The sequence below is a fragment of the Pseudomonas sp. GW821-FHT02A11 genome (assembly GCF_059421985.1).
This window is the reverse complement of the sequence record NZ_JBWKWB010000028.1, coordinates 1-20,969: the sequence shown is the minus strand read 5'-3', so window position 1 is coordinate 20,969 and position 20,969 is coordinate 1. Positions and strand designations below refer to the sequence as shown.

General features: G+C 60.6%; 20 protein-coding genes. 10 read left to right on the top strand and 10 right to left on the bottom strand.

Annotation, left to right across the window (positions count from 1 at the left end; translation table 11 throughout):
- Positions 1-35 precede the first annotated feature (35 nt).
- Together AC07V9_RS25820 and AC07V9_RS25815 are read left to right on the top strand one after the other, a co-directional pair.
- Positions 36-1,034, top strand: a complete 999-nt coding sequence (locus AC07V9_RS25820) for a response regulator (protein WP_495018467.1) — start codon at positions 36-38, stop codon at positions 1,032-1,034.
- Positions 1,035-1,037: 3 nt separating this feature from the next.
- Complete coding sequence (locus tag AC07V9_RS25815; RefSeq protein WP_495018466.1) at positions 1,038-1,997, top strand: sensor domain-containing diguanylate cyclase; 960 nt, start codon at positions 1,038-1,040, stop codon at positions 1,995-1,997.
- Positions 1,998-2,259: 262 nt separating this feature from the next.
- On the opposite strand, the gene AC07V9_RS25810 is transcribed toward AC07V9_RS25815, so the two are convergent.
- The 9 genes from AC07V9_RS25810 to vapB form a co-directional block, all read right to left on the bottom strand.
- Entirely contained in the window at positions 2,260-3,054 is a 795-nt protein-coding gene (locus AC07V9_RS25810; RefSeq protein WP_495018465.1) for an ABC transporter ATP-binding protein, read from the bottom strand.
- Between the two features lie 22 nt (positions 3,055-3,076).
- The gene (locus tag AC07V9_RS25805) at positions 3,077-3,865 is read right to left on the bottom strand and encodes an ABC transporter permease (protein ID WP_495018464.1); all 789 of its coding nucleotides are present in this window, start codon (positions 3,863-3,865) and stop codon (positions 3,077-3,079) included.
- Positions 3,862-4,773: an ABC transporter permease gene (locus AC07V9_RS25800; RefSeq protein WP_495018463.1), complete on the bottom strand. Its 912-nt coding sequence runs from the start codon at positions 4,771-4,773 to the stop codon at positions 3,862-3,864. The genes AC07V9_RS25805 and AC07V9_RS25800 overlap by 4 nt, the downstream gene beginning before the upstream one ends.
- A 4-nt stretch (positions 4,774-4,777) precedes the next feature.
- Positions 4,778-5,896 (bottom strand): ABC transporter substrate-binding protein, encoded by a 1,119-nt coding sequence (locus AC07V9_RS25795; RefSeq protein ID WP_495018462.1) that lies wholly within the window; start codon positions 5,894-5,896, stop codon positions 4,778-4,780.
- A 35-nt stretch (positions 5,897-5,931) separates the two neighbouring features.
- Positions 5,932-6,843 carry a TauD/TfdA dioxygenase family protein gene (locus tag AC07V9_RS25790; protein WP_495018461.1) on the bottom strand — a complete coding sequence of 304 codons (912 nt, stop codon included), beginning with the start codon at positions 6,841-6,843 and terminating at the stop codon, positions 5,932-5,934.
- A gap of 490 nt (positions 6,844-7,333) precedes the next feature.
- Positions 7,334-8,221 carry an SMP-30/gluconolactonase/LRE family protein gene (locus tag AC07V9_RS25785; RefSeq protein ID WP_495018460.1) on the bottom strand — a complete coding sequence of 296 codons (888 nt, stop codon included), beginning with the start codon at positions 8,219-8,221 and terminating at the stop codon, positions 7,334-7,336.
- Between the two features lie 60 nt (positions 8,222-8,281).
- A complete protein-coding gene (locus AC07V9_RS25780) occupies positions 8,282-9,106 on the bottom strand; it encodes an NAD-dependent epimerase/dehydratase family protein (RefSeq protein ID WP_495018459.1) in 825 nt (274 codons plus the stop codon).
- Between the two features lie 111 nt (positions 9,107-9,217).
- Positions 9,218-9,616 carry a type II toxin-antitoxin system tRNA(fMet)-specific endonuclease VapC gene (gene vapC / locus AC07V9_RS25775; RefSeq protein WP_495018458.1) on the bottom strand — a complete coding sequence of 133 codons (399 nt, stop codon included), beginning with the start codon at positions 9,614-9,616 and terminating at the stop codon, positions 9,218-9,220.
- Positions 9,616-9,846, bottom strand: coding sequence for a type II toxin-antitoxin system VapB family antitoxin (gene vapB, locus AC07V9_RS25770; protein WP_495018457.1), 231 nt, complete (start codon positions 9,844-9,846; stop codon positions 9,616-9,618). Before vapB ends, vapC begins: the two co-directional genes overlap by 1 nt.
- A gap of 206 nt (positions 9,847-10,052) precedes the next feature.
- Between vapB and AC07V9_RS25765 the strand changes: the two genes are divergently transcribed.
- The 6 genes from AC07V9_RS25765 (at position 10,053) to AC07V9_RS25740 (ending at position 17,685) form a co-directional block, all read left to right on the top strand.
- The gene (locus AC07V9_RS25765) at positions 10,053-10,997 is read left to right on the top strand and encodes an ABC transporter substrate-binding protein (protein WP_495018456.1); all 945 of its coding nucleotides are present in this window, start codon (positions 10,053-10,055) and stop codon (positions 10,995-10,997) included.
- Positions 10,998-11,079: 82 nt separating this feature from the next.
- On the top strand, positions 11,080-12,591 hold the full coding sequence (locus tag AC07V9_RS25760; RefSeq protein WP_495018455.1) for a sugar ABC transporter ATP-binding protein: 1,512 nt from the start codon (positions 11,080-11,082) through the stop codon (positions 12,589-12,591).
- A 4-nt stretch (positions 12,592-12,595) separates the two neighbouring features.
- A complete protein-coding gene (locus tag AC07V9_RS25755) occupies positions 12,596-13,555 on the top strand; it encodes an ABC transporter permease (RefSeq protein ID WP_495018501.1) in 960 nt (319 codons plus the stop codon).
- 139 nt (positions 13,556-13,694) lie between these two features.
- Positions 13,695-14,786 carry an alcohol dehydrogenase catalytic domain-containing protein gene (locus tag AC07V9_RS25750; protein ID WP_495018454.1) on the top strand — a complete coding sequence of 364 codons (1,092 nt, stop codon included), beginning with the start codon at positions 13,695-13,697 and terminating at the stop codon, positions 14,784-14,786.
- Between the two features lie 626 nt (positions 14,787-15,412).
- Positions 15,413-16,945, top strand: a complete 1,533-nt coding sequence (locus tag AC07V9_RS25745; RefSeq protein WP_495018453.1) for an FGGY-family carbohydrate kinase — start codon at positions 15,413-15,415, stop codon at positions 16,943-16,945.
- Between the two features lie 2 nt (positions 16,946-16,947).
- Positions 16,948-17,685 carry an SDR family oxidoreductase gene (locus tag AC07V9_RS25740; RefSeq protein WP_495018452.1) on the top strand — a complete coding sequence of 246 codons (738 nt, stop codon included), beginning with the start codon at positions 16,948-16,950 and terminating at the stop codon, positions 17,683-17,685.
- 160 nt (positions 17,686-17,845) lie between these two features.
- Here the strand turns inward: AC07V9_RS25740 and AC07V9_RS25735 are convergent, their stop codons facing one another.
- The gene (locus tag AC07V9_RS25735; RefSeq protein ID WP_495018451.1) at positions 17,846-18,862 is read right to left on the bottom strand and encodes a LacI family DNA-binding transcriptional regulator; all 1,017 of its coding nucleotides are present in this window, start codon (positions 18,860-18,862) and stop codon (positions 17,846-17,848) included.
- Positions 18,863-19,135: 273 nt separating this feature from the next.
- Here AC07V9_RS25735 and AC07V9_RS25730 point away from each other — a divergent pair, with 273 nt between their 5' ends.
- Together AC07V9_RS25730 and AC07V9_RS25725 are read left to right on the top strand one after the other, a co-directional pair.
- Entirely contained in the window at positions 19,136-20,341 is a 1,206-nt protein-coding gene (locus AC07V9_RS25730) for an MFS transporter (RefSeq protein WP_495018450.1), read from the top strand.
- A gap of 3 nt (positions 20,342-20,344) precedes the next feature.
- Positions 20,345-20,815, top strand: a complete 471-nt coding sequence (locus AC07V9_RS25725) for a metallophosphoesterase family protein (protein ID WP_495018449.1) — start codon at positions 20,345-20,347, stop codon at positions 20,813-20,815.
- Positions 20,816-20,969: the final 154 nt, after the last annotated feature.

Below are 20,969 nucleotides of genomic sequence, written 5' to 3'. Positions count from 1 at the left end.
CAGCCTGAAACTCTTTTGCCGTGAGATTGAAAGCAATGCCCACGATTCCTCTGCTGATTTGCGACGATTCCAATATGGCGCGCAAACAGCTGATACGCGCCTTGCCTTCCGATTGGGGGGTGTCGGTTACCACCGCGACCAACGGACACGAGGGTCTTCAGGCTATTCGTCAGGGCCTGGGGCAGGTGGTGTTACTGGACCTGACGATGCCGGACATGGACGGCTATCAGGCGCTGGCCGCCATGCGCGCGGAGAATCTGCAGGCCAAGGTCATCGTGGTGTCGGGCGACGTTCAGGAAGAGGCCGTGCGCCGGACTCTGGAGCTGGGGGCGCTGGCGTTCCTGAAAAAGCCGGCCGACCCCCTCGAACTGCAACTGACCCTGCAACGCCTGGGGTTGCTGGGTGAGCCGAGCAAACCGGTCACCCCCGCACCCAAGGCGGATACCGCCGTCATCAGTTTTCAGGACGCCTTGCGCGAGACCGTCAACGTCGCCATGGGCCGCGCGGCCGCTTTGTTGGCGCGGGTGCTGGGGGTGTTCGTGCAACTGCCGGTGCCCAACGTCAACATGCTGGAAGTGGGGGAGCTGCACATGGCGCTGGCCGACGCGCAGAGCAGCGACCGGCTCACAGCCGTCTGCCAGGGCTACATCGGTGGCGGGATCGCGGGCGAGGCGTTGTTGCTGTTTCACGATTCTGAAATCGCCGACATGGCGCAGCTGATGAAGATCCGCGACAAGGACTACTCCGACATGGAGATGCTCCTGGACCTGTCGTCGATCATCATCGGCGCGTGCCTGAGCGGTATCGCCGAGCAGATCGACATTGCCTTCTCCCAGGGCCACCCGCAGGTGCTCGGCGCCCATAGCGGCATCGAGGAGCTGATTCGCATCAATCAGCAGCGCTGGAAGAAAACCCTCGCTGTGGAGATCAGTTACAGCCTGGAAGGCCATAATGTTCATTTCGACCTGTTGATGTTGTTCACCGAAGACTCGGTAGAGCGGCTGTCGCGCAAACTCGCCTATTTGATGAGCTGATTCATGAACGATCGTATCGACATCAAAGAGCTGCATTGGCTGTTGACCATCACCCAGAGCATCGACGTTGGCGTGGTGGTGCTGGACCAGGAATATCAGGTGCAGGTGTGGAACACCTTCATGGAAAACCGCTCCGGCGTGCTGCCCTATGAAGCGGCCAACCGCTCGTTTTTCGAGCTGTTTCCCGAGGTCAATCAAGACTGGCTGAAAAAGAAGATCGACAGCGTGATCACCCTTGGTACCCCGGCGTTCACGATCTGGGAGCAGCGGCCGTACCTGGTGCGTTTCAAGAGCTACCAGCCGATCACCGGCCAGGAAGATTTCATGTACCAGAACACCACGATGTTCCCGCTGCGGGCGACCAACGGTGAGGTGACCCACGTGTGCGTGGTGATCTACGACGTCACCGACGTAGCCACCAACCGCCAGCAATTGCAGGCCGCCAACCGCGAGCTGCAGAAGCTCTCCAGCACCGATCGCCTGACCGGGCTGTACAACCGCGGGCACTGGGAGGAAGCGTTGCGTCTGGAGTACGCCCGCCATGTGCGCTACGGCACGTCGGCTGCACTGGTGATGTTCGACATCGACCACTTCAAGCGGGTCAACGACACCTATGGCCACCAGTGCGGCGACAAGGTGATCCAGCGCGTGGCCGACGTGATTCGCGAGCACATTCGCGACTCGGACATCGCCGGTCGCTACGGGGGAGAAGAGTACGCGGTGCTGCTGCCCGACACCGACAAATACGGCGGCGGCATGTTCGCCGAGCGTTTGCGCGTGGCCATCGAAGCGCAGGAGGTCATGCACGAGGGCGAGGTGATTCGCTGCACCATCAGCCTTGGCGTAGCGGACATGAACTCACCGCTCAATGAGTACAAGACGCTGATCGAATGGGCGGATCAGGCCCTCTATGCGTCGAAGAAAAATGGGCGCAATCAGGTTTCGCTGCATGAGTTGGGGTGAGTGACTTCAATCCGGTCACGCAACCAATACCCGGCTGGACATGAACCCGGTGTGAGCGAATCTCCCCGGCTGAGCACGAACCCTAGGTGATCGAATCCCCCCGGCTGTGCACGAACCCTAGGTGATCGAATCCCTCCGGCCGTGCACGAAATCTGTGGGAGCGAATTCATTCGCGAGACATAAGCACAGGTGACAAATAGGGGGCGGATGTGCCACCGCCTCGCGAATGAATTCGCTCCCACAGAAAGGATCGCTTGGGACCCTATGCCAACTCCGCAAAATCACTCAACACGTCATCGCGCAACGTGATGAATCGCGCATCGCTGCGGTTGCGTGGGCGGGGCAGGTCGATATCAACGATGCGCCGGATACGCCCCGGATGCGGCTGCATCACCACCACCCGATCCCCAAGATAAACCGCTTCGTCCACGTCATGGGTGACGTGGACCATGGTGATCTTTTCCTGCTGCCAAATGTTCTGCAGTTCCCGCTGCAAGCGTGTGCGGGTCAGGGCATCCAATGCGCCGAAGGGCTCATCGAGCAGCAGCACGCTCGGGCGGTTCACCAGCCCTCGGGCAATGGCCACACGTTGCGCCATGCCGCCAGAAATCTGATGCGGGTACGACTCGGTGAAATCCTGCAGCCCCACCAGATGAATGTGCTCGCGCACGGTGTCCTTTTTCTGCGCAGGTGTCAGGGGCGCGTTTTTCAGGCCGACGGCGACGTTCTGTTCCACAGTCAGCCAAGGGAACAAGCGGTGATCCTGAAACACGATGCCGCGTTCCAGACCGGTGCCCTTGATCGGCTTGTCATCGAGCAGGATGCGCCCATCGAACGCCTCGTCCAGGCCCAGAATCAGCCGCAGCAGCGTTGACTTGCCGCAACCGCTGGCGCCGACGATGGTGATGAATTCGCCCGGCGCGATGTCCAGTTGCACGTTGTCGAGCACCTGCAGTTGCGTGTCGGCGCTGGCGCTGGAAAAGCGCTTGCTGATGTTCTCCAGGCGCAGGCCATTGCCTTGCTGGGCCGGGAGGGAAATCGATTGAGTGGCAGGCATGAGTGATCCCTTTTGCTGGAAGTTAACGAGGCGTAATGCCGTAAAGCCGCTGCAGGCGTCGCTCCAGTCGGCGCGCCAAAACGTTCAGCGCCCAGCCCACCAGACCGATGATCACCATGCCGAACAGCACCAGATCCATCATGAAATGTTCGCTGCCATCGATCAGCGTGTTGCCGATGCCGTCGCCCGACACCAGCAGGTATTCGGCACCGATGGTGGCCAGCCACGAGTACACCAGCGCGAGATAAATACCGGTGAAAATCGAAGGCAGTGCGGCGGGCAGCATCACCCCGACGATGGTCTGCCAGCGGCTGAAGCCGTAAACCTTGGCCACTTCCACAAATGCATTGGGCACGTTGCGCAGGCCGTCACAGGTGTTGACCACCACCGGCACCAGCGCCGCGAGGGAGAGGAACACCACCTTGGCGACGTCGCCCAGGCCGAACCACACCGAAATGAGTGGAATCCAGGCGAACAGAGAGATCTGTTTGAAGGTGTTGAAACTCGGGCCCACCAACCGCTCGAACAGGCGGGAGAAGCCCAGCAGGCAACCAAGGATCAGGCCCAGTACCGTGCCGATGAAAAAGCCACTGAGGTTGCGCGCCAGGCTTGACGAAATCGCTCGCCAGAACTGCCCCGAGGTCACCTGATCCCAGGCTGTAACGGCGACCTTCTGCGGCGAGACCAGCAGGCCCGAATCGCTCCAGCCCTGATTGACCGCCAGCCACCAGATAGCGACTGCGACGATGGGCACGACCCAGCCGCGATAGCAATGCTGGCGTGGGGGCTGGGTGATTGCCAATGAACTCATGAGAGCCTCCCGGGTGCGACTGGCCGACCTTTGTTCAGACGGCGCTCGACGACTTCGAATGTCCGATCGATCAGCAGGCCGACCGCGCCCACCACGACCACCGCAGCCATCACCAGATCCAGTTGGAACAGCTGACGGCCATAGGCGATCAGGTAGCCCAGACCTTCGCTGGAGGCGAGCAGCTCGACCACCACCAGCGACAGCCAGGCCTTGGTGAAGCCCAGTCGCAAACCGGTGAAAATCGGCGCGACGGCGGACGGCAGGACGATGTCGGTGACGATCTGGCGATGGCTGAAACCGTAAGCCTGCCCGACTTCCAGCAGGCGTTTGGGTACCTGATGAAAGGCCTGCAAGGTGCACAGGGTGACCGGCACCAGCGCGGCGTGGGCGATGAGCACGTATTTGAGGGGTTCGCCGATGCCGAACAGCAGCAGGGCGAAGGGCATCCAGCCCAGAACGGGAATCTGCACCAGAGCGTTGAAGGTCGGCAGCAGGTAATCCTCGACGGTCTTCGACAGCCCCATCACCAGACCCAGCGTCACGCCCAGCCCCGAGCCAATCACAAAGCCCACCAGCACGCGTTGCAGGCTGGCCGATGCGTTGAGCCACAAGTCCCCGGTGGTCACCAGGTCCACCAGCGTCTGATAGACATAGGCCGGTGGCGGCAAGACCTGCTCCGACAGCCAGCCACGTTCGGTGCCCAAGTACCACAGCCCCAGCAGCGCGATCGGCAGCAGCCAGGGCAGGGTGCCGTTCAGGGCCCGGGATCGCCAGGCGATACGGGGGCGTTGGCTGGCCGACACGCGCCTAGGGGCGCGGGCCGGAAAGTTGGGGAGACGTTCGACGGGCGCCAGAGGCTTTGCAGGCGTCTGGTGCCGTTCGAGTGCGCTAGCGTTGGCTCGGGCCATGGCATCAGCCTCCGTTGTTCACGGCTTTGTCCGACGACGCCGTTGCGTTATTCGCAGCGGCCTTGCCATCAGCGCCGTACGCCGTCCAGTAGTGCTGCAGCCCTTTGGACTTCAGCGCGTTTTCCAGGTATTTGGTTTCGAACCAGCCGTCGATGCTGACCGGGCGACGGATCATCTTCTCCTCCTTGGCCTGATCCGCGACGGCCTGATAACGCGCCTTCAGGAAGTCATCCACCAGGGGCGATGCGCTGTCGCGCAGGGCGATGTGACCGAAGTCAGCCTTAAGCGAGGCGATCGGTTCGTTGGTCTTGGCCCACTCGTTGAGCACGGCGTCGCGGTTGCTCTCTTCGGATTCCCACTTGGCCGCTTCGACGAGGGTGTCGACCATTTTCTGCACGTTGGCCGAGTGTTCTTTTTCATAGTCGCCACGAACCACCAGCGCGCACTGGCGGGTGTAACGCACGTCGTTGTTCGGGTTGTCGAAGATGATGTCGGCCAGGCCCTGATCGCGCAGTTTGAACAATTCGCGACCGCCAAATGCGGCGTCGACGCCTTTGGACGCCAGCGCGGCCTGGCTGCTGCCGCTGTCGAGGTTGATCACTTTCAGGTCGCGTTCGGTCAGGCCGTGGTCGGCCAGCAAGTTGATCGACACCAGATGGCCGTTGGTGCCGCGGAAGACCGCGACTTTTTTGCCTTTCAGGTCTTCGATGGTCTTGATGTCAGAGCCTTTGGGCACTGCCAGATACACGTTGGAGCGCACGCCAATGGCCGCCAGCAGCTTGGTGTCCAGACCGTTGGCGCGACCGACCACTTGCGGCAGGTCGCCTTCGTAGGCGAAGTCCAGTTGCTTGTTCGACAGGGCTTCGTTCACCGCAGGGCCTGCGCCCTTGAAGAAGAACCACTGAATCTCTGTGCCCGTGCCTTCAAAGGCTTTTTCCAGAAGCTGCTGGTTGCGCACGATGCCCAGCGGTGAGCCGCTGAAGGTCACCGGATCGCCGCCTCCGGCGCTGGCCACGCCGATGCGCAGCACGTCGGCCTCGGCCAAGGGCATCATCAGCAGCGCCGCCAGTGCGGTAGCTACGCTTGTTTTGCTGAAGAGAGAGGGGCGCTTGGCCTTTGCCATGACGGTTCTTCCTTAAAGAATGAGTGACGGGTGTGTCAGGCAGCCAGATGCTTTTTGTCGGCTTCTGTGCGCGGGGAGAGGGTTTGCGGGGTTGGTTTGATCGCTTGACTGGAGCGGCCATCGACACCCACCGGAATGTCGCCGGCGATGGTGGTGCGACGCACGATGCGCTGCGCCTGGCCGTAGTCGTTGATGGCGATGTGTTGCGTGGCGCGGTTGTCCCAGATCACCACGTCGCCTTCGCTCCAGCGCCAGCGCACAGTGTTGTCGACCTGAGTGATACGGTCGTGGAACAGTCGAATCAGCTGTTTCGAATCGTTGCTGCTGACGCCCTGTATGTGTTTCACAAAGTGACCCAGAACCAGGCTGCGCTCACCGGTTTCCGGGTGCACACGCACCAGTGGGTGCTCGGTCTCGTAGATCTCGGCGGTGAACTGTTCACGGTAGCGTTTGACGCCCGCGTCCCCGGTGTCCTTGGGCGTCACGTAGTCGTAAACGTTGGTGTGCAGGGCGCGCAGATTGTCGGCCAGCGCCTTGAGCGGCTCCGGCAGGTCGGCATAGGCCGCTGCGGTGTTGGCCCATACGGTGTCGCCACCGTACGGCGGAATGACCACGCCACGCAGGATGGAGACTTTCGGGTAGTCGGCAACGAAGGTGACGTCGGTGTGCCAGGAGTTGGCGCGAGTTTCGCGGGAATCGAGGTTGAGGATCGCAGTGCTTTGCTCAGCGGAACGCACGGTAGGATGCGGCACCTGGTCACCGAACAGGCGGGAGAAGCTTTCGTGTTGCTCGTCGGTGAGGAACTGTTCGCGAAAGAACAGCACTTTGTGTTTCAGCAGTGCCTGATTGATGAAATCGAAATCGTGTTCGCAGATATCACCGGAAAGTTTGATGCCGGAAAGCTCGGCACCAATTTTCCCTGCCACGGGTTTGATCTGAATCGCCATGTCCTGAACTCCTGTTTAGGTTGTTGTGGCTCAGATCATAAAGATATAAATCGGCGATCCGCTAATCACCTTTTGTCATAAATATAGAAGGAGAGTTTATGCGTAGCGTTTATGAAGATAACTAGATTACATAAGGTTATTCGAAAGTAAGATGCGGCATCCTCTGGCTCGCCGCGACAGAAAATTGTGGGAGCGAATTCATTCGCGAAACGTCGTTACAGCCCACGCATCTTTGTCGGCTGTACTATTTTTCGCGAATGAATTCGCTCCCCACAGGGTTCGAGTCGTTGCGTAGAAATATCTACGTCTGCGGAATGTCATCCTGCACATCCGGCCCCTTCAACACGCCCAACGACTTGCGTAGCCCCAGAACAGGTACAGATGCCCTGGCTGCATAGCGATGCGGGTGAAGGCACGGCCGTCGATGGCCAGGCGGTTTTTGAGGTAGCTGATGTGTCACTTCTTGTTCTTGCGCGATGGCGAAGTGCGTTCACAGCCCGAATGGCGTTTCTTCGAGTCCTTTGACTCCAGCGTGCAAGGCGAACACGCCCCCGGCCAACGGCTGATCGCTGAGGTCACCGCTGGGGCGAATCGAAGTGACAAAAAGGGTGTCCAGATCACGCCCGCCAAACGCGCACATGGCCGGTTTCTTCACCGGCACTGACAGCGAGCGATCCAGCTGGCCTGCCGGGGTGAAGCGATGGATCAGGCCTTCATCGTTGCCGCAGATCCAGTAGCATCCGTCGGCGTCCACCGCTGCGCCGTCGGGGCGACCGGGGTGCTGTTTCATGTCGACGAACAGGCGGCGATTGTGGGGGATGCCATCGTCGATGTCGTAATCGAAGGCCCAGATCTTCTGCACCGAGGGGTGCGAATCGGAAAGGTACATGACCCGACCATCGGGGCTGAAGCCCAGGCCGTTGGGCACGATCATGTTGTTGATAACGGCGCGCAGAGGCGCGGATTGACCACCGATGTAGCGATAGAGCGAGCCGGTGGTTGAGGACGCGCCCATGTCCATGAACATGGTGCCGGCCCAGAAGCGGCCCTGACGGTCGCAGCGACCGTCGTTGAAGCGCATGTTCGGCCGAGCGTGCTCAACGCCGAGCAACCGCTGTGAATTCAGGCTGCCATCGGCTTGCGGAATCAGGCGATACAGGCCGTCTTCCATCCCGCCCAGCCAACTGCCGTCGCTGTGGCGGGCGATGCAGGCGAGCATTTGCGGCGCCTGCCAGCTCTGCGAGCGGTTATCCAGCGCTCTCCAGCGATGCAGACGCCCCGCCGGAATATCGACCCAGTACAGCGCCTGTTCCTGCGCGCTCCACACCGGGCTTTCGCCGGTAGCGTTGCGCGCGTCGAGGATCAACTCAGCCTGCATGGCACTCGTTCTCTGAGGTGGAAAAAGACAGGTTCAGTCTCGCCATTACGCCAGCGGCAATCACGCGTCGCCAAATGGCCCTGACGCCACGAATGCGCCGCCCTGGTACACCATTGCCGGATCATCTGCAGCAGGCGCTGGCTGCGCTTCGACCTTGGCGCGGAATGGCTCGGAGCTGTCCTTGGGCTGGTAATTCAGATGGCTGGCCAGGCGGTTGTCCCACCAGACCTTCGCGTTGTTGGACGCGCCGTACACCACGGTGTGGCCAACGTTGGGAGTGAACAGGCCGCGCTCGATCAGTTGGGTCAGGTCGTCGTAACTCAGCCAACTGCTCAGCATGCGGCGGTTCTGCGCTTCCGGGAACGAGGAGCCGATGCGGATACTCACGGTTTCGATGCCGTAGCGATCGAAATAGAAGCTGGCCAGGTCCTCACCGTAGGACTTGGACAGGCCGTAGTAGCTGTCGGGGCGCTTCACGGCGCTGGCGTCGATGGTTTCGTCCTGGCGGTAGAAGCCGATCACGTGGTTGGAGCTGGCGAAGATCACCCGCTTCACGCCATGACGACGGGCCGCTTCGTAGAGGTGGTAGGTGCCGCAGATGTTCGGGCCGAGGATGTCTTCGAACGAGTGCTCGGTGGACACACCGCCAAAGTGCACGATGGCGTCGACGCCTTCGACCAACTGATGAACGGCGGCTTTATCCGCCAGATCGCAACGCTGCACTTCTTCATGAGGGCCGGCGGCAGGGGCCATGTCGGCGATGTCGGAGAGGCGCAGAACATTGGCGTAAGGGCGCAAGGTTTCGCGCAATACCTTGCCAAGACCGCCCGCGGCGCCTGTCAGCAGAATGCGGTTCAAAGGCGTGGAGGCACTGGATTGAGTCATCATGAGAGACCTTGATGGACGTTGTTGTTATAGGTGTCATCGGTTGTCGTATGACACGTGCCGGGATTATCGACACCCGTAACAAACTTTGTCAACGCGTGAGGCCAAGGCTCAAATCCAGTCTTCTGTCCTGAGCCCGGCGACTCTTTCGAACTCCCTCAGATTATTGGTGACGATCACCAAACCTTGGGATCTGGCGTGGCCAGCGATCATCTGGTCATAAGGGCCAATCGGCGTTCCCGCACGGGCAAGTTCAGCCCTGATCATCGCGGTATGGGCGGCGGCATCATTGTCATATGGCAGCACGTCCAACCGTGCGACGAAGCCTTCGACAACAGCCAGATTTTTCTGCGCAGCTGCCGACTTCTCTGCTCCGTAGATCAGCTCCATAAGGGTAATGGTACTGATGCAAAGCTGGCCGTGATGCCGATTGAACGCTTCTCGGACCTGAGCGGGTTTGTTTTTGATTGTGAAAATGCAGATGTTGGTGTCGAGCATGTACCTGAGCATTAGAACGACTCGCGGGTCTGATCGGCGGGTTGTTCACGATCGTTCATGAAGTCGGCGCTCACGCCTTCTCCGTCAAACCAGCTGTCCCAAGACTCACCTGCCGGAGTGATGATTCGAGTTCTGCCAATGGCAATCACATCGACGCGTTTAACGTCATCGGGAAGCGCTACCGCTTTGGGCAAGCGGACGGCCTGGCTGCGATTACTTTTGAATAGGGTGGATTGTTCCATGTCTGTACCTCCGGTGGGATATCCCTCAAAGATATGCAAGGTTAGGCTCACTTTTGGATATGTCAATGGGATATACAAAACTCAAGCGCTGTAGCCGATGTATGGACGAGGAGTAGCTGTTGCGAAGCTCATTTTTCTCTGCTAATTTCGAAAATGTTAACGATGACATTTCCGCTTTAACAATAAAAACAACGGGATTTTTCGCCATGACAACTCGCCTCAAGAAGGGCTTTTCCGCCGTTTTCTGTTCGCTCGCTGTGGCTGTAGCGTGCGCAGGCTCTGTCACCGCTCAGGCGGCGGATGCCAAAGCCGCTCCGCTGAAGATCGGTGCCTCATTCCAAGAGATCAACAACCCCTATTTCGTGACCATGAAGGATGCTCTGCAGGACGCCACCAACAGCATCGGGGCGACCTTGCTGGTGACCGACGCGCGTCATGATGTCTCCAAGCAGCTCAGCGATATCGAAGACATGCTGCAGAAGGGCATCGATGTGCTGATCATCAACCCGACCGATTCGGTAGGTGTGCAGTCGGCGGTCAAGCAGGCTCATGACAAGGGCGTGGTGGTGATTGCGGTGGACGCCCAGGCCAGCGGCCCGCTGGATTCCTTCGTCGGCTCCAAAAACTACGACGCGGGCGTTCAGGCCTGTGAATACCTGGCGACTCACATCGGCGGCAAAGGCGACGTCGGGATTCTTGACGGCATCGCCGTGGTCCCGATTCTTGAGCGCGTGCGTGGCTGTAAGGACGCACTGGCCAAGCACCCGGACATCAAGATCGTCAGCATCCAGAACGGCAAGCAGGAGCGTGACCAGGCACTCAGCGTGACCGAGAACATGCTTCAGGCTCAGCCCAATCTCAAAGGCCTGTTCAGCGTCAACGACAACGGCTCGATGGGCGCATTGGCGGCCATCGAATCCAGCGGTCGAGACGTCAAGCTGACCAGCGTCGACGGCGCGCCGGAAGCAGTCAAGGAAATCCAGAAACCGAACAGCAAATTCATCGCCACCTCCGCTCAATACCCGCGTGATCAGGTGCGTCTGGCCCTGGGCCTGGCGCTCGCCAAGAAGTGGGGCTCGCAAGTCCCGGCGACCATTCCGGTGGACATCCTGCTGGTGGACCAGGCCAAGGCCAAAACCTTTACCTGGTGACACTGACGCTGCCGCCCGCCTGACGTTTCTCCGTTGGGCGGGCGGCGCGGATTCACGCGAGCTGCGGTTTGACGAGGTGCTTATGAGCTGCCTTCTGCAACTGGAAAACATCTGTAAAAGCTACCCCGGCGTGCACGCGCTCAAGTCGATCAATCTGTCGGTCGAGCGCGGCGAGATCCACGCCTTGCTGGGCGAGAACGGCGCGGGCAAATCCACGCTGATGAAGATCCTCGCCGGTGTCGAGCATCAGGACAAAGGCAGCATCCTTATCGATGGCGCCGAGCAACATTTCGCGACGTATAACGAAGCCATCGCCGCGGGCATCGGCATTGTGTTTCAGGAATTCAGCCTGATCCCGTATCTCAATGCCGTGGAGAACATTTTCCTGGGCCATGAAATCGTCAACGGTTTCGGCCTGCTGCGCAAAGGCGAGATGCGCGAGAAAGCCATCGCGCTGTTCGATCGCCTTGGGGTCAAGATCAACCTCGATTGTTCGGTGCAGCATCTGAGCGTGGCCGAGCAGCAATTCGTCGAAATCGCCAAGGCACTGGCCCTTGAAGCGCGCCTGCTGATTCTCGATGAACCCACCGCCACGCTGACGCCATCGGAAGCGGAGCTGCTATTCGACATCATGCGCGAGCTGAAAAATCAGGGCGTGGCGGTGATCTTCATCTCTCATCACCTTGAGGAAATCTTCCAGGTCTGTGATCGCATCAGCGTGCTGCGCGACGGCGCTAATGTCGGCGCGCTGACCGTCGCCGACAGTGACATCGACACCCTGGTGGAGATGATGGTGGGGCGTCGTCTGGAGGCAAGTTTTCCGCCCAAACCCGACAAACCGCTGGGCGACGCCGTGCTGCAGGTGCGCGATATTCAGCTGACCCGCAACGGCCCGCACAACAGCTTCAACCTGCACAAGGGCGAGATTCTCGGCTTTGCCGGGTTGGTCGGTTCCGGGCGCACGGAGCTGGCGCTGGGCGTGATCGGCGCGTTGCCGGTGGTGAGCAAGGACGTGCTGCTGCGTGGCCAGTCGGTCAACCTCAGTGATCCCGCGCACTCGTTGGCCAACGGCATCGGCCTGCTGCCCGAGAGCCGCAAGAGCGAAGGGCTGATCGTCGATTTCAGCATTCGCGAGAACATCTCGCTGAACAACCTGGGCAAGTACGAAAGCGCCGCGCACCTGCTCGATCGGCACAAGGAAGACACCACCACGGCCGAGCTGATGAAGCAGCTGTCGATCAAGGCGCCTTCTTGCGAAAGCCGGGTGATCAATCTGAGCGGCGGCAATCAGCAGAAGGTGGTGATCGCCCGCTGGATCAATCACCACTGCGACATTCTGATCTTCGACGAGCCGACCCGAGGCATCGACGTCGGCGCGAAGGCGGAGATCTACACCCTGATGCGCAAACTCACCGAACAAGGCTTCGCGATCATCATGATCTCTTCGGAACTGCCGGAAATCATCGGCATGTGCGATCGCGTGGCCGTCTTCAACAAGGGCGCCATCGTCAACGTGCTGCAGGCAAGTGACATCAACCCGCAAGAAGTGATGCGCCATGCCACCGGGAGTCTGAACAGTGAACACGTCCATTAAAACCATGACTGCACAACCCAATCGCTTGAGGATCAACTTTGCCCAACTGATCCGCTCGCCGGCGTTTTATCCCTTCGTCGGGCTGGTGGTGGTGACGGTCTTCATGATCTTCGCCAGCGACAAATTCCTCACCGGTGCGAACCTGGAAAACATCGCCAGGCAAGTGTCGATCAACGCCATCATCGCCGTGGGCATGACCTGCGTGATCCTCACCGGTGGCATCGATCTGTCGGTGGGGCCGGTGATGGCGCTGTCCGGCACTTTGACCACCGGCTTGATGGTCGCAGGCGTTCCGGCGCCGATCGCGATCCTGATCGGTTTGCTGATTGGCGTGGGCTTTGGGGTCGGTAACGGGATCTTCGTCGCCTACCTGAAAATGCCGCCGATCATCGTCACCCTCGCGACCATGGGCATCGCCCGCGGCTTGGGCCTGATGTACACCGACGGCTACCCGATTTCCGGGATGCCGGACTGGTTCGCCTGGTTCGGTCGCGGCACCTTGTTCGGCATTCAGGTGCCGATTGTGATCATGCTACTGACCTACTTCTTCGCCTGGGTGCTGCTGCAACACACCCGCATCGGCCGCTACGTCTACGCCATCGGTGGCAACGAAGAAGCGGTGCGCCTCTCTGGCGTGCGGGCTTCGCGTTTCAAGCTGCTGGTGTACTCGATCAGCGGACTGACGGCAGCGATTGCCGGGCTGGTGCTGTCGTCGCGTCTGATGAGCGGCCAGCCCAACGCCGGGGTCGGTTTCGAACTGGACGCCATCGCTGCCGTGGTATTGGGCGGCGCGTCGATTGCCGGTGGTCGCGGCGTGATCATCGGCACTCTGGTGGGGGCCATGCTGTTGGGCGTGCTCAACAACGGATTGAACATGCTCGGCGTGTCGCCGTATGTGCAGAGCGTGATCAAGGGCGCAATCATCTTGCTGGCGATTTTCATCAGTCGGCAGCGGCATAAATAAACCGATTTTGAACACCACACCTGTAGGAGCGCGCTTGCCCGCGACGGCGGCGGGCCAGAGGCATTGCTGCCGACTGACACGACGCCATCGCGGGCAAGCGCGCTCCTACAGGTCATCAATACTCAAAAGGTGAACCGACATGGAACAAAACACAAAAACCACCATGCAAGCCGTCGTCTGCCACGCGCCGAAAGACTACCGCCTAGAGCGCATCACCAAGCCGGTGGCACGCATCAACGAGCTGGTCATCCGCATCGGCGCCTGCGGCATCTGCGCCAGTGACTGCAAATGCCACTCGGGCGCGGCGATGTTCTGGGGTGGCGAGAGCCCGTGGGTCAAGGCGCCCGTGGTGCCGGGCCATGAGTTCTTCGGCTATGTGGATTCGGTGGGCGAGGGCGCTGAAGAGCACTTCGGCGTGAAGGTTGGCGACAAGGTCATCGCCGAGCAGATCGTGCCTTGCGAGAAGTGCAAATTCTGCAAATCCGGCAAGTACTGGATGTGCGAAGTGCACAACATTTTCGGCTTCCAGAAAGACGTCGCCGAAGGCGGCATGGCGCAGTACATGCGCATCCCGAAAACCGCCATCGTGCACAAGATTCCTGAATCCGTTTCGCTGGAAGACTCGGCGCTGATCGAGCCGATGGCCTGCTCCATCCACACCGTCAACCGTGGCGACGTACAGCTTGATGATGTGCTGGTCATCGCCGGTGCAGGCACCCTGGGCCTGTGCATGGTGCAGGTCGCTGCGCTGAAAACGCCGAAGAAACTGGTGGTCATCGACATGGTCGACGAGCGTCTGGAACTGGCGAAAAAATTCGGGGCTGACGTGGTGATCAACCCGAGCCGCGACAACGCCCGCGAGATCATCAACGGCCTGACCGATGGTTACGGCTGCGACGTCTACATCGAAACCACCGGCGTGCCGGTCGGCGTGACCCAAGGCCTGGACCTGATCCGCAAACTGGGGCGTTTCGTCGAATTCAGTGTGTTCGGCGCCGAGACCAGCGCCGACTGGTCGATCATCGGTGACCGCAAGGAGCTGGACGTGCGCGGCGCTCACCTGGGGCCGTATTGCTACCCGATCGCCATCGACCTGTTCGAGCGTGGGCTGGTGACCTCTGAAGGCATCGTCACCCATGATTTCGGGCTGGATGATTATGCTGAAGCCTTCGAACTGGCGAACTCGACCAAGTCGATCAAGGTGTTGCTCAAGCCTGTTACAGGTGCCTGAGTTAGCGGCGCGTTGTACATCGCATCGCGAATGAATTCGCTCCCACAGGTGGAATGCAAATCTTCTGTGGGAGCGGATTCATCCGCGAGGGTGTCGGGGTGAGTGTGGTTCTGCGGCAGGAATACAAAACTCCTGTGGGAGCGGATTCATCCGCGAGGGTGCCGGGGGGAGGGTGGTTCTGCGGCAGGGATACAAAACTCCTGTGGGAGCGGATTCATCCGCGAGGGTGTCGGGGTGAGTGTGATTCTGCGGCAGGAATACAAAACTCCTGTGGGAGCGGATTCATCCACGAGGGTGCCGGGGTGAGTGTGATTCTCCGGCAGGAATACAAAACTCCTGTGGGAGCGGATTCATCCGCGAGGGTGCCGGGGTGAGTGTGGTTCTGCGGCAGGAATACAAAACTCCTGTGGGAGCGGATTCATCCGCGATGGCGCCGGGGTGAGGGTGGTTCTGCGGCAGGGATACAAAACTCCTGTGGGAGCGGATTCATCCGCGAGGGTGTCGGGGTGAGTGTGATTTCTGCGGCAGGAATACAAAACTCCTGTGGGAGCGGATTCATCCGCGATGGCGTCGGCGCGAGCGCCGAAGATCCAGCGATTCAACCAATAACAAGAGAGTGCGTGAAGATGGAATACGTCATCGGGGTCGACATTGGTACCCAGAGCACCAAGGCATTGCTGGTCGATGCCCAGGGCGGCATCGTCGCGCAGCACAGTCACGGCTATAAGGTCGATACCCCCAAACCGCGCTGGGCCGAGCAGTGGCCGCAGGTGTGGCTGGATGCCGTGGAAATCTGCGTCGCCGCCTGCATGCGAAAGAGCGGCGTGCCCAGAGACCGCGTCAAATCCCTCTGCGTCAGCAGCCTCTACGGCGGCTCGGGCATTGCGGTCGATGCGCAGATCAAACCCCTTTACCCGTGCCTGATCTGGATGGACCGGCGCGCCGAAGATCAAGTGGAGTGGGTCAACCAGAACGTCGATCTCGAACGCCTGTACGCGATCACCGGCAACTCGGTGGACAGCTATTACGGCTTCACCAAGATGCTCTGGCTCAAGGACAAACAGCCACGGGTCTGGGCTGACACCCGCTACCTGCTGCCGCCCAACAGCTACATCAACTTCTGCCTCACCGGTGAGGTGGCGGTGGATCACAGCTCGGCGGGCAACATCGGCGGCGTCTACGACATCGAGGCGCGAAGCTGGTCGACAGAGATGCTCGACGCGCTGGGCATCCCCCAATCAATGATGCCCGAGCGGCTGGTGCATTCCGGCGATGTGGTCGGCGGGCTGCTTCCTGAATGGGCCGAGCGTCTGGGCCTGCGGGCGGGCATTCCGTTGCTCGGCGGTGGCGTCGATGCGGCCATGGCCACTTTCGCGGCAGGCGTCACCCAAGCCGGCAACCACGTGGCGATGATCGGCACCAGCATGTGCTGGGGCTACCTCAATCAGCAGGTCGATGCGCGCCATGGACTGGTAAGTTTTCCCCACGTCTTCAATGGCGCGAAGGATCTCTACATCTTCGGTGGCGCGATCACGGCGGGGGCGTCCGTCAGTTGGTTTCGCGAGCAGTTCTGTCAGGCCGAAGAACAGCAGGCTCGTGAGACCGGCGAAGACAGCCACGCCATCCTCGAACGTGCTGCCACGCAGATTCCCGCAGGCAGCGACGGCGTGCTGTTTCAGCCTTATCTGATGGGGGAACGCAGCCCGGTGTGGGACCCGAAAGCCAGTGGCAGTTTCGTCGGCCTGACCCTCTTTCACAGCCGCATTCACCTGTACCGCGCCGTGCTCGAAGGCGTGACCTTCGCCCTGCGCCACAACATCGAGGCTGGCACCAAAGGCGCGCAATCGCTGGACCCTCAGCTGATCGTGGTCGGTGGCGCGAGCCATTCGGATTTATGGATGCAGATCATCGCCGACGTCACCAATTTCCCGGTCTACACCATCGTGCAGGAAGTCGAAGCGGCCCTCGGTGCGGCGCTGCTGGCGGCCCACGCAGTGGGGTTGGTGGATGAGGCGCAGGTGCACAAAGGCTGGGTGCAGCTGGAGCGTCGCGCCGAACCCCAGGCGGAGAACGTTGCGCTGTATTCACGCCTGTTCGCCGATTACGTGGCGCTGTACCCGGCGCTCAAACCCATCATGCATCGCTTGCAGGGAGCTTGACCTTGAACCGCGTTCACTTTGATTTCAGCGCTCAGCGCATTCTCGTGACCGGCGCCAGCAGTGGCATCGGTTGGGAGGTCGTGCAGCAATTGCGGGCCAGCGGGGCCGAGGTGTACGCCATGGGGCGTGATCCGCTCGCGTTGCAGAAGCTCGAAGCCCAAGGCTGCCACGTCTTGCGGGTGGATGTAGCGGATCACGAACAATTGGCTGTGTTGCTCGCCGAGTTGCCGGTGATACATGGCTTGGTCAACTGCGCCGGGATTTCCATTCTCGAAGCGGCGACCGAGGTCAGCGCGCAGGCCTTCGATCAGGTCATGGCCGTCAACGTGCGGGCGTCGGCGATGGTCGCGGCGAAGGTGGCCAAGACCATGATCGGCGAGGGCGTGAAGGGCAGCATCGTCAACGTGTCGAGCCAGGCGTCGCTGGTGGCGCTGGACGATCACCTGAGCTACTGCGCGTCGAAAGGCGCCATGGACGCCATGACCCGCGTGCAGTGCGGTGAGTGGGGCAAGCACGGGATTCGGGTCAACAGTGTCAACCCCACGGTCACCCTGACGCCGATGGGGCAGATGGCCTGGAGCGAACCGAGCAAGCGCGACCCTGCGCTGGCGGCCATTCCGTTGGGGCGTTTTGCTGAAACGGCGGAAGTTGCGGCACCGATTCTGTTTCTGTTGAGTGATGCGGCGTCGATGATCAGTGGGGTGTCGTTGCCGATTGATGGCGGGTATACCAGCCGGTAGAAGTTCTGACCCGATTGGGAGGCCGGATACTGATCCTGTGGGAGCGAATTCATTCGCGAGACGTTTGTACATCCGACGCATTTGTATCGGCTGTACTGGCCTCTCGCAAATGAATTCGCTCCCACAGGTTTTGTGTTCGGCAAGAGTTCGGCGGGGAGAATCACCCCGCCGCGCCGTTCTCCAACTCCCCGACAATCACCACCTTGGCCTTCGGCAAGAACCGATCCTGAATCCGCTCCAGCAGCAACGTCACCGCTTGGCTGCCCGCTCGCGAGGCATCGTGCGCAATACAGGCAATCGGAATGCCGAAGATGTCGGCAAACGGCAGGCGGTCGATGCCGCAGATGGGCAGACTGTCGTGGGCGATTCCCCGATCACGCAGCGCACGCATGGCGCCCAGGGTAATCAGCTGGTTGAAGCCGAAAATCGCATCCGGCACGGCGTGCTCGCTCAGGTAGTCCAGGGTGCTTTGGTATGACGGCTCAAGGGTGTAATCGCCCGCGAACACATCCAGCTGTACGTCCTTGCCACTCTCGGACAGCGCAGCTTTCACGCCCTTGAGGCGCTCCTCGGAAATCCGCGAATGGGCAGGGCCGGTCAGCACCAACAGGCGCTGCATGGCAGGGCTTTGCGCCAACAGATAACGCGCACCCTTCAAGCCGCTATGGTAGTTGTCGAGCACCACGTGGCTGAACGGGCTGCCATGCAGCGAGCGGTCCAGTTGCACCACCGGCACGTCGCCATTGCTCAGGCGGCTCAGATATTGAGGCTGATATTCCGGCTCGTCCGACACCGGCGACAGCACGATGCCCGCCACGCGATAACTGAGCAGGGTGTCCACGGCCTTGCGCTCAAGCTCTTCGGAGCCGTCGGTGTCGACCAGCATGATCGTGTAGCCGTATTTCTTCGCTTCGCGGGAAATCGCCTTGATCATCTCGCTGTAGAACGGGTTGTCCACCGACGCGGTGATCACGCCGATGATCATGCTCTCGCTACGCTTGAGGCTGCGGGCGAAGGCGTTTGGCACATAGTCCAGCTCCTGCGCCACTTCCAGAATGCGCGCCAGGGTTGCGGGCTTGACCAGATCGGGTTTGTTCAGCGCGCGGGACACGGTGACCGGGGTCATGTTCACGCGGCGGGCGATGTCGGAAATGGTGACGGGGGTCTTTTTGCTCATGGACTTCTGGCGGCCTTGAAACGGAACAACATGCGGGGCGGCCACATGGTGCTGAAGTGCACAAGGCTAGCACGAAGGGGGGCAAAAGCGATGAGCCGGATGCATCGGATGTTAACGTTCTCATCCTTGGATTTAGTTAGCTTCCGAGGTCCTTGATAGGCGGCATCGAACATTACCGAGTGTGCCGTGGTCCATCTCCCACAGAAACTTTTCCGACGTTTTGTACGCAATTGGCCAATAATGTGTGTCCTTTTTGTCCTGCCCGGAGGATTCATGACCTCGCCCGCTTCACCGTCTACTCGCGACTTCTTCATCGCCGCTGCCGCGTTACTGATCGCTATGGTCGGCACCACGCTGCCGACGCCGCTGTACGCGATCTATCAACAGCGGTTGGGGTTTGATGCGAGCTGGCTGACGATCATTTTTTCCATCTACGCCGCAGGGGTTATCGCGGCGTTGCTGGCAGTGGGCAGTTGGTCGGATCAGGTGGGCCGACGCCCGATGCTGCTCGCCGGGCTGTTCATGGGCGCGCTCAGTGCGCTGATTTTCCTGTTCTCGGACTCCATCGGTGGCTTGCTGATCGGGCGGTTGTTCTCGGGTTTTTCAGCGGGGATCATGACCGGTACCGCCACAGTCGCGGTCATTGAACTGGCACCGAAAACCTGGAAAAACGCCACGCTCATGGCCACCGCAGCGAACATGCTGGGCCTGGGCATCGGGCCGTTGCTCGCGGGCTTTACCTCGCAGCATCTGCAAGACCCGCTGCACCTGATTTTCTACGTGCATCTGGCGCTGCTGTTGCTCGCCGCCGTTGGCGTGGCAGTGATTCGCGAAACCGTGCAGCGCCCGCCGCAGTTCAAACTCGCTATCCAAAAGCCTTCGGTGCCGCCCTCGGTGCGTGGCGTGTTCATCTCGGCGTCGATTGCGGGGCTGGCCGGATTCAGCGTCGCCGGGCTGTTCACCAGCATGGTGCCGTCGGTGCTGATCCATATCATGGACGTGCACGGCGGCGTGTTGATCGGTGCGGTAATCGGCCTGTTTTTCGTTGCATCGATCATCGGCCAGGCGTTGCTGCAATGGCTGCCCAAGGGCCTGCACATGACCCTGGGCTGCGTGGGTTTGATCGCGGGTATGATCTGCCTCGGCCTGAGCATCGCGACGGCGCAGTTGCTGCTGTTGGTGGGCGCCGGTCTGCTGGCCGGGATTGGCCAGGGCATGATCCTGCGCGCGGGCATGGGCGCGGTCACTGCCAGCAGCCCGCCCCATCAAAAGGCGGCGGTGACCTCGGCATTTTTCGTGGTGTTGTATGTGTCGATTTCGGTGCCAGTGGTTGCGGTAGGCTTCAGCGTGCAGGCGTTCGGTCTGCCCCATGTGGGTGAGTTCTTTGCGTCGCTGGTGGCGATTGTGGCGTTGCTGGCGATGATCAGCATGAAGCGCGTACAGGCCCGTCAGGCTGCGGTTGCTGCATCCGGGAGTTGATCGATGGCGATAAAGGTCGGCTTGATTTCAGACACCCACGGCTTGCTGCGTCCCCAGGCGCTGGAGGCATTGCGCGGCTGCGATTACCTGATTCATGGCGGCGATATCGGCAAGCCCGAAATTCTCGACGCGTTGAGGCAAATCGCGCCGCTGACGGTAGTGCGCGGCAACAACGACACCGACGATGCCTGGGCGGCTGATGTGCCGTTCGAGGCGGTGTTGCGTGTCGGCGAAGTGGGGATTTACGTGACCCACATCCTCGCTGACGTGCCGGAAACCCTGCCGCCGGATGTGGCGGTGGTGGTCACCGGCCACTCCCACAAACCGCTGCAGCAGATGCGCCACGGCGTGCTGTTCATCAACCCGGGCAGCGCCGGGCCTCGGCGTTTCAAGCTACCGATTACGGTCGGGGTGCTGCACATCGACGGGCGCGAGGTGCGGGGGGAGTTGATCGAGCTGGATATGGAGCAGTGAGGAGCGAAATCTGTGGGAGCGAATTCATTCGCGAGGCGGCGGGACACCCGATGAAGATCTGTCGAATGTAAGGGCCTCTCGCGAATGAATTGGCTCTGTCTGCGTAAAGTGTTGCTGGCAGCTAAGCTTGTAAAGTCGACATTCGTTTTCGGAG